7 protein-coding genes and 1 pseudogene are annotated in these 8,409 nt (G+C 41.4%); 6 read left to right on the top strand and 2 right to left on the bottom strand.

Translation table 11 applies throughout. The features are described from left to right. Positions 1–251: 251 nt before the first annotated feature. Together viaA and AB6D80_RS23335 are read right to left on the bottom strand one after the other, a co-directional pair. Complete coding sequence (gene viaA, locus AB6D80_RS23340; protein WP_372189746.1) at positions 252–1,697, bottom strand: ATPase RavA stimulator ViaA; 1,446 nt, start codon at positions 1,695–1,697, stop codon at positions 252–254. A 12-nt stretch (positions 1,698–1,709) separates the two neighbouring features. Next, on the bottom strand, positions 1,710–3,365 hold the full coding sequence (locus AB6D80_RS23335) for an ATPase RavA domain-containing protein (protein WP_012600558.1): 1,656 nt from the start codon (positions 3,363–3,365) through the stop codon (positions 1,710–1,712). Positions 3,366–3,652: 287 nt separating this feature from the next. Here AB6D80_RS23335 and AB6D80_RS23330 point away from each other — a divergent pair, with 287 nt between their 5' ends. From AB6D80_RS23330 to AB6D80_RS23305, 6 genes and pseudogenes are all read left to right on the top strand, one after another. Continuing rightward, a complete protein-coding gene (locus AB6D80_RS23330) occupies positions 3,653–4,168 on the top strand; it encodes an NUDIX hydrolase (protein WP_135383818.1) in 516 nt (171 codons plus the stop codon). A 39-nt stretch (positions 4,169–4,207) separates the two neighbouring features. Next, positions 4,208–5,212 carry a low-specificity L-threonine aldolase gene (gene ltaE / locus AB6D80_RS23325; protein WP_135383817.1) on the top strand — a complete coding sequence of 335 codons (1,005 nt, stop codon included), beginning with the start codon at positions 4,208–4,210 and terminating at the stop codon, positions 5,210–5,212. 780 nt (positions 5,213–5,992) lie between these two features. Continuing rightward, entirely contained in the window at positions 5,993–6,517 is a 525-nt protein-coding gene (locus tag AB6D80_RS23320) for a hypothetical protein (protein ID WP_206208279.1), read from the top strand. 77 nt (positions 6,518–6,594) lie between these two features. Further along, positions 6,595–7,092 (top strand): hypothetical protein, encoded by a 498-nt coding sequence (locus tag AB6D80_RS23315; protein ID WP_009845433.1) that lies wholly within the window; start codon positions 6,595–6,597, stop codon positions 7,090–7,092. A gap of 114 nt (positions 7,093–7,206) precedes the next feature. After that, complete coding sequence (locus tag AB6D80_RS23310) at positions 7,207–7,932, top strand: molecular chaperone (RefSeq protein WP_371702155.1); 726 nt, start codon at positions 7,207–7,209, stop codon at positions 7,930–7,932. A 2-nt stretch (positions 7,933–7,934) separates the two neighbouring features. Further along, positions 7,935–8,354, top strand: a pseudogene (locus AB6D80_RS23305) (molecular chaperone); the annotation flags it as partial. Between the last annotated feature and the right edge of the window lie 55 nt (positions 8,355–8,409).

Below are 8,409 nucleotides of genomic sequence, written 5' to 3'. Positions count from 1 at the left end.
CGAACCGAGGTCCACGGATTTGCAATCCGCTGCATAGCCACTCTGCCAAGGCGCCATTTTTCAACACGTTAGAACCGACTAAACGTTAGCACCGCTGTGTTCGGGTGCCTACTTTACGGATCGAGGGGAGATAGTCAAACAAAAAAATGAATTTCAATTCCGTTTGCTGACATTTAAATCAAATTGCTGCATGTTCGATCTCTTCAATCAATAAACACGCAGCAAAATGGAGCAAATTAAGGAATTCGACGTTACCACTTCTTCATAAAACGACCGACTAGGCTTGGATGGTAAGCCCAACAATGGTCAAACATCGTCATAAGTTGTGGGTTGCCATATTTCGAAAGACTAACCGCATGAAAACGGTTTTTGTGCTCTTTCAATTTTTCAACCTGAGCAATCATTTCATCAGACTGCTTAGGAGCAATAAAGTCAGAAAGCACGATCAAATCTGCGTTCTTGTATTTGTCACCCGTCATCAAATCAATCGACTTCATCAGAACAGGTTCTAAATCTGTACCGCCATGGAATGAGTAGCTTAAAAAGTCACTCGCTTCACGCAGGCCATCTTGCCTTGTTAACTCATAGGTGATCTGCTCAGAAGAGAACAGAATCACGTAACAGTCTCTCTCTTCCGCAAGAGCGATTTGCATCAAAGCATAAGCCATTGCTTTAGCTGACTGCTCAGGGAAACCACTCATAGAGCCCGAAGCGTCGACACAGACGACAAACGGGCCCTTTTCAATATCGATATTCTTGCTATCAGGCTTTTGCGCTTTCACTTTACGTAATGTCCGTGATTTACCTTGCGAACGATAGCTCAATAAACGCTTGTCGGCCAAGTGCTTATAAAAGATAACCTCAAGTTCAGGGTAAGCGAGGAACATGGTTTCGTTTGGCAGCATCTTGTTGAGATCATCACTTTCGTGAATCCCAACAATATCATCGACCGCTTCATCGCTTTTCTCTTCAACCATCTGCAGTTCTTCTACAGGAGCTTTGTGTAGCGAAGGATCATCTTCCTCACCAGCCATACGTCCTAGTTTTTCTGCGATCTCTTGCAAACCCTTGTGCTTATTCAGAAACTCAGCGTGGCGCTTCATGATGGTTAGGTCTGTTTTGCTTAATTTGGCCGATGCCATGTCCCACAAACGCCCTACACTGCCTTCATCGCCCGACTCTGTCACTTTGTCCATGTTTTTCATGGTTTCCATGCGCTGATAAAGATCAGCTAAGACTTTTTCTTTGCTTGTTTCGAGTTCGGTGACTTGAGCTTGTTTGATGGCATCTGACAGCGATTGGTACCATTGATCACAAAAGTAATGTGGAAACATCGCGTTATAAACACCTTTATTGTTTTCCATCAAACGTCTTGCTTGTAGATAAAATGCTGAGTGCCACTCCAGCTTCTTAATAACGCGATCAATCTCGTCAAAAAACTGAGATTCATCCCAGTAAATCACTTCTTGGTAAAGTGCGATTTCCTCTTGGAAACGGTCGGTTTCACACACTTTAGTGACGCGTTTTTTTACTTTACCGCGCCATTTAACTAAGTGGTTTTTGACTGATGTTTTCACACCTTTATTCTCAGCAGCCATCATCACTTGAGAACGAGCGATAAGATCATTCATCGCGGTATCAATGATACCAGAGTCAGCCACCATCAAAGCGAGGTTTAAGCCGTCAGCTCCTAACATATGCTCCCCCTCTTACTCAAAGTACTGACTCATGAACTTAATGCGTTGCGCGATCTTGCTACTCTTCACTTTTGTCGTTTCAAGCTCTTGTGTTACCGCCTGTAAGCTTGATTCCATCGCTTTCGGTAAATCAGGGTCAATATAGTTATGCGGTAATGCGTCATGGAATTCAGTGCGTACTCTTTTTAACTTAAATTCAGCTGCAGTTAACTGTTCTAGGGCTTTCTCAGCGCCGTTCAACCACTTGTTATACAGTTCTTGATCTAAACCGTCAGTAGTCACCACACTCACCAATACAGAACGATTAGCAATGTCTTTGATCACTAATTGATTCGATGCATCCAAGTCGAGCTTTAAACGGCATAGATTTTTGTTTTCGTTTACGTAACCATAAATGTCGCCATGACCTTCTTTTAGAACACGGTCAAAATCATCTTTGGCTACATACACCCAACGACTATCGCCTTTCTCAGATTCAGACACCGACATATTGCTTTGCAGCATAACCAATTTAATAAGATTGTATGCGCTACCGACGCTGTACATTTTCGCGTTCTTGATATCATGTTGGTAAACGTCTTTACGTCGTAAGCCACTGGTTGACTCCACAGAGAGCGACACCGACAGAGTCGATTCAACATCATCTTGAATCTCTTCTAGCTCTTCACGAGACATTTCGATTTGAGATTTAGACTCTTGCTGATCAAACGCTCGGTTCAACGCAAAATCTTTTACAACGCTACGAACCACATCGCGAGATTCAGGGCTATGCCACAAACAATCTTGAAGAAGCATAATATCGAGCGGGTTAACGCTATCACGGCCACTGAAAAATGCGCTCGCTTTCAATAGTTTAACCGCTTTCTTCCAGCGTCTGTCCGAAACATACAAATCCGACTCTGACGCTGAGCCTTGCTTCTTAACCGTGTCTTCAAGCATGGTTTTTAGCTCAAATAACTTGTTAAACGAATTATCCGTCAACTCCAGATTATCGAGTTCTTTCTGCCATTGATGATATTCAATGTCTGTAATCGCTAACCCTTTGGGAATGACAGCTTCTTGAGAAGTACCTGTCGTTAGCATCGATTTGAAGTTTTGTTTGTTTTGAATACGGTTGACGAACACGCGAACTAACATTCGGTCATAAAGTGCTTCTAGTCCACTGTCTTCGTCAGGAAGTTCATTAGACGCTGAAACCAACAAGCGCATCGGCACACGCTCAATGTCTGCGCCGTTTTTAAATGTCTTTTCGTTAACCACAGTCAGTAACGTATTGAGAATGGCAGGGCCTGCTTTCCAGATCTCATCAAGGAATACAACTTGCGCGGTTGGTAGGTAGCCTTCGGTCAGCCTTACGTAACGACCGTTGTCTTTTAATTCTTGAATGCTTAGTGGGCCGAACACTTCCTCAGGAGTAGAGAAACGTGTCATCAAATATTCGAAGTAGCTACTGTTGTCAAAAGCCTGGATGAGGCGTTTAGCGATAAGGCTTTTTGCGATACCCGGAGGGCCCAATAGGAACACACTTTCGCCAGCCAGAGCCGCCAGTAAACAAAGCTTAATGGTGTCTTCTCTTTCATAAACGCCATCAGAGAGAGCATGCGCTAATTTATTGATTCTTTCAGAGAGTAGCGCCTTGTCAGCATGTGAGGAAATAGAAGGGTTCATGCGTTACTCCGAAAATCTTTGAACAGTTGAGAGTGTAGATACGTTTTTATACATTTGTTAGCACTTTGTTACAAGTATCTTTTATTATTGAGTTGCCTTTATATCAGATGGTTAAGCTGCAATTTTCGCGCAATCATAGATTCCAATTATGAGAGTAGCATCACGAATGGTGTGAAACTAAATCTATTGTTAACCCTAATTTTTCTTTTATTTTCGACACCATAGACGTTATGGTGGTACACGTCTTCAGTTATAAGAAAAATTGGCAAGGAAAGTGGCCAGATTGCATGAGTAAAGTTATCCATCAATGGAAAAGTATTTCTCTTATAGAAGAGAACGTGACGCTCCCTACGAACGTCGTGGTAAAACATACAACAATAAACCACCCCGGCGCGGCTGTTATTCTTCCTATCACTTCGTCTGGAAAAATCATCCTCATTAACCAGTTTCGTCCTTCTCTTAAGAAATGGCTTTTGGAACTCCCCGCTGGCACGATGGAAATTGATGAGACACCTCTTCAATGTGCACAACGCGAACTGGAAGAAGAAACTGGTTACAGTGCAACTTATTTTCAGAGCTTAGGACAAGTTACCCCTTTAGCTGGCTTCTGTGATGAGATCCAACACTTGTTCATCGCAAAAAATTTAAGCCTTACTACCCGCTTTGAATGTGATGAAGATGAAGTCATAGAAGTGATAGAGCTGAGCTTAGAAGAGCTGCACAACAAAATACGACACGATGAAATCACCGATACAAAAACTATAGCTTGTTTAAGCAAAGCCCAACTATGTGGTTATCTATAGCCAATTATATGACTACCTAAAGTACTCTAGGAGAGAAGCATGGACTTTCGTTCTGATACCGTAACTAAACCTTCGCAAGCTATGCGTGAAGTAATGGCAAATGCAGAAGTGGGCGATGATGTTTATGGCGATGACCCAACCGTAAACGAATTGGAACAGTGGGCAGCCAATGAAACCGGCTTTGAAGCAGCTATGTTCACTTCTTCCGGCACACAGGCCAACCTACTTGGTTTAATGGCACACTGTGAGCGTGGTGACGAATACCTTTGCGGCCAACAAGCGCATAACTATAAGTATGAAGCCGGCGGTGCTGCAGTATTAGGCTCGATTCAACCTCAACCCATTGAGAACAACGCAGACGGCACACTAGACTTTAAAAAGCTTGCCGCGGCGATTAAGCCAGACGACAGCCACTTTGCTCGTACTAAGCTTCTTAGTTTAGAAAACACGATCAATGGTAAAGTACTGCCAATGTCTTACCTAGCGGAAGCACGCGAATTCGTAAACCAACACGGTCTGCAAATGCACCTAGATGGTGCGCGTGTCTATAATGCAGCAGCAGCGCTGGATGTACACATCAAAGAGATCGCACAATACTTCGATTCGATGACAATTTGTTTATCAAAAGGTTTGGGGGCTCCGATTGGCTCTCTACTTCTTGGTAGCAAAGCGTACATCGCTAAAGCTCGTCGACTGCGTAAAATGGTCGGTGGCGGTATGCGTCAGGCTGGTATTCTTGCTGCAGCAGGTAAAATGGCGATCACGGAGAACGTGGCTCAACTTAAAGTAGACCATGAAAACGCAAAAAAACTAGCGATTGGTTTAAGCAAGTTAGAAGGTTTCTCTGTTAACCCTGATTTCATTCAGACTAATATTGTGTTTGCGAAGTTAGACCAGTCGGTTGATATTAACCGCATCGCACGGGAGTTAGGAGAGCAAGGTATTACTATGTCACCAGGTAACCCTGTACGTTTCGTTACTCATAGAGATATCAGTTCAGAAGACATCGCGACTTTCCTAACTAAGTTGGAAAATGCGCTTTAACGCTGAACAAGATTCGCATTAAAGCAATTAAGACTAAAGCTTCCCTTACGAAGCTTTAGTCTTTTAAAAAAAATCATTCACCTCTTCCACCGAAAAATAGCCACCTCACCTATACCTATACCTATACCGACTAATCTGCCTAATAGACTCAACTAAATTAACTGCAACAGAACGCAATCTTGTTTTGGCCTATGTGAATACCTTCTATGTATTAAACCTGCGTTTAAGTATTCACTTATCGTTAAATTTCGACTTTCATTTGTTATATGAAATTTTTCATGCCAGATAAAGTCAAATAATTTAGTAGTAATAATTTCATTTTTATTTACCACACGTACGATATTTAGAAACAAAACACATCAATTCTAAAAAATCTTCGTAAGAGGCTAATTTAAATAGAAAATCACCAACCAATATAGATAGCTATGGTTCACTATTATCATTAATATTCGTTACATTCAAATTATAAACCAGTGAATAAAACTAAAAACAAAATATCCCTGGAAGAATAATCCACGGAAAATTCACCAAAAATCACGCCGTAGACCATAGTTCTAATTTTATCAATTAAGAAAAATTCACTCGTAAATATAACTGTGGGTCAAAAACTCCCTATCTAATTGAAAATAAAATTATTATTTAAAAATGTACTCTCTATACCTTACCTTAAACTCATACTAAAACTCATACTTCGTCTAAATAATAAACTTTTTTTACTACTTCACCATTTTTTAAAGCACTTATAGTTTTGAAAGTTAAGCAACAGGTTACATTCAATCAATGAGAGGTGAAATGATGATTAGATTATTCGGAATTGTTCACAACTTCATCGTCTCAACGTTAATTTTTAGTCTGTCACTTTCATTCTACACCAGTGCTAACACCTTAACGTTAGGAATTAACGGTCAGATCAAAGATCGATGCGAAATAAATTTCTTTTCTGGCAATGTCATGAATTTTACGGAACACCGTGATGTGCAACTATTGCCTTTTAATATGTATTGTAACCGTCCGTTGGGTATAACGATTAATTCAAAATATGGAGGCTTAAAATATCAGCACCAAGGGGTTGATATTATTGAAAGTTATAATCTGTCATTACAAATAGACGAGCTTCGTCTTTATGAAAGTAGGCACAGCAGCCAACTTACTTCACCAGTAATGATAAACAGTTCTGGTGTTATTCCTTTCTCTCAACAGGGGAGCCTTAGGGTAGCACTCGAAAATAGCTTGCGTTTCGCGGGTTATTATCAAGACGTTATTGAGATCGAAGTTTACCCTTCGATTCATAGCGTGACCAAGTAAAAGCTCTGCAATGTATCTGCAGAACAACATACGCTCAGCAGTATTCGAGCCAATCATTTAAGATAAAGGAATTTCTAATGAAAAAGCTAACACTCTACGCAGCAACAGTCACAGCTATTTTTGGTGCTCAAGTTCAAGCCGCTCCTGGTGATGTCCAACTAGTTGGTTTTGTTTCACCTGTATGTGAAGTTACTGGTCTTTCAACACAACTGATGGACTTTGGTAATGTATCTCAAATTCAAAACCTTTCTGTTAGTGGCCTTAACATGAAGTGTAATGACGTCGATGGTGCAACTGTAACACTGACGAGTGCTGAGGGTGGTCTAGAGTCCGATGATAGCGAAGACTACGCTCTTACATACGAAGCAACATTTAACCCTTCAGGCTTAGCTCCTTTCACGCTTAATGCGCCAGGAGGCCCAGGCCTAAATGACGTTTCAATCAGTAACTCTTATGGTGGTTCAGGAGTATTGGCGACTGGTGTTGCCGCGTCCATTGATATTGTGACAACAGAAACCTCCCCATGGGCAGGTGGTTATTCAGATACGTTAACCGTAAATATCACCTCAAATTAGAGGTTGAATAAGTCGGGGGCTATTATTTGGCCTCCAACTTCATCTAAGCCTTTGTTGTATTAAAACTTAACCTCAGTTGTATTACGACTCTAGTTTAATTTGGAGCTCATCGCGATGTATAAATGGATCATGCATAAATGGACTGTTCTCTTATTATTGTCACTCACTTGTTTGTCAGCTCATGCGTTCAAAGTAGAGCCGATGTCTATGGAGATGACGCCACTTGGTAAAAGAGCTCAAATGACAATGAGGGTTGAGAATTCGTCTACCGAACCACTCACAGTCGAACTGTCTCCAGTATTTATGACTATGAATGAATACGGAAAAGAGACCACGACGCCTGCAGATGACGAGCTATTAGTGATTCCAGTAACTGCAATTATAGAGCCTGGACGTTCGCAATCTATTATGGTCCGATATTTAGGCGATCCGTCCATTACAGAGTCAAAAGCTTTTCGTATTGCTGTTAAGCAAGTGAAAGTTCAAAGAGCAAGTAGCAACCAAGGGCAAGTGAGTCTGTTACTTCAGTTTAATACGCTTATCAACGTGCGACCTCAGAACACGGCCGCTCAACTAGAAATTAAAAGTATCGAACCAAATAACAAGAATAACAAATGGGTCCTTGAAGTACTGAACAGCGGTAATAGTTATGGTCGGTTAACCAATACGACATGGAAAATTTCTGACGGCAAAAAATCAACCTATTTAAAAGGCGTAGAAATCGCCAAACGTATTCCAGGAACTTTAGTTCTTCCCTATTCCACTCGTTTTTTCGAAATGCAGCCACTTGAAAATTACAATGTAGAGACGCTATCGATTGAAATCGAGCAGGATCAGTAGCAATGAGACGTTATATTTTTGGTGGGTTCATTTCTTGTTTTCTGTGTGCACAAGCGCTTGGCATAACACTGTTTCCAACCGTCATTGAACTCAATACCGATCACAGGGCAACATCGCAACTGGTTGTGACTAACAACTCGACGCGGGATCTCCCACTTGAAGCTAACGTTCGTCGTTTGAAATTCTTACCTGATGGTACGTTCCAAACATCAGATCTATCGAGTGAGGTGATGTTTGTGTTTCCACCTGCCGCTATGTTGGCACCCGGTGAACGTCAAGTATTCCGTATACAATGGTTGGGAAACCGCCAACTCGAAACTTCCCAAAGTTACTTTGTTCGTTTCAGTACCGTAAATATTGGTCAAAACAACGAAAAAATGGACAGTCCTACCAGTTTAACAACCGGTATCAATTTGCAAGTTCCCCCCTCTGGCAGGATAGTTGTCACTGTTAAAATTTAACCAGTTTGGGCGATAA

The sequence above is a fragment of the Vibrio sp. 10N.247.310.17 genome, assembly GCF_041466605.1.
Classification (GTDB): domain Bacteria; phylum Pseudomonadota; class Gammaproteobacteria; order Enterobacterales; family Vibrionaceae; genus Vibrio; species Vibrio tasmaniensis_A.
The sequence above is the reverse complement of the archived record's forward strand: the minus strand, read 5'-3'. Positions and strand labels throughout refer to the sequence as shown.

What these genes read in the sequence shown, in the direction of transcription:
- viaA (WP_372189746.1), bottom strand. Translation starts at nt 1,697, where the DNA reads ATGTTAGGAGCTGACGGCTTAAACCTCGCTTTGATGGTGGCTGACTCT.
- AB6D80_RS23335 (WP_012600558.1), bottom strand. Translation starts at nt 3,365, where the DNA reads ATGAACCCTTCTATTTCCTCACATGCTGACAAGGCGCTACTCTCTGAA.
- AB6D80_RS23330 (WP_135383818.1), top strand. Translation starts at nt 3,653, where the DNA reads ATGAGTAAAGTTATCCATCAATGGAAAAGTATTTCTCTTATAGAAGAG.
- ltaE (WP_135383817.1), top strand. Translation starts at nt 4,208, where the DNA reads ATGGACTTTCGTTCTGATACCGTAACTAAACCTTCGCAAGCTATGCGT.
- AB6D80_RS23320 (WP_206208279.1), top strand. Translation starts at nt 5,993, where the DNA reads ATGAGAGGTGAAATGATGATTAGATTATTCGGAATTGTTCACAACTTC.
- AB6D80_RS23315 (WP_009845433.1), top strand. Translation starts at nt 6,595, where the DNA reads ATGAAAAAGCTAACACTCTACGCAGCAACAGTCACAGCTATTTTTGGT.
- AB6D80_RS23310 (WP_371702155.1), top strand. Translation starts at nt 7,207, where the DNA reads ATGTATAAATGGATCATGCATAAATGGACTGTTCTCTTATTATTGTCA.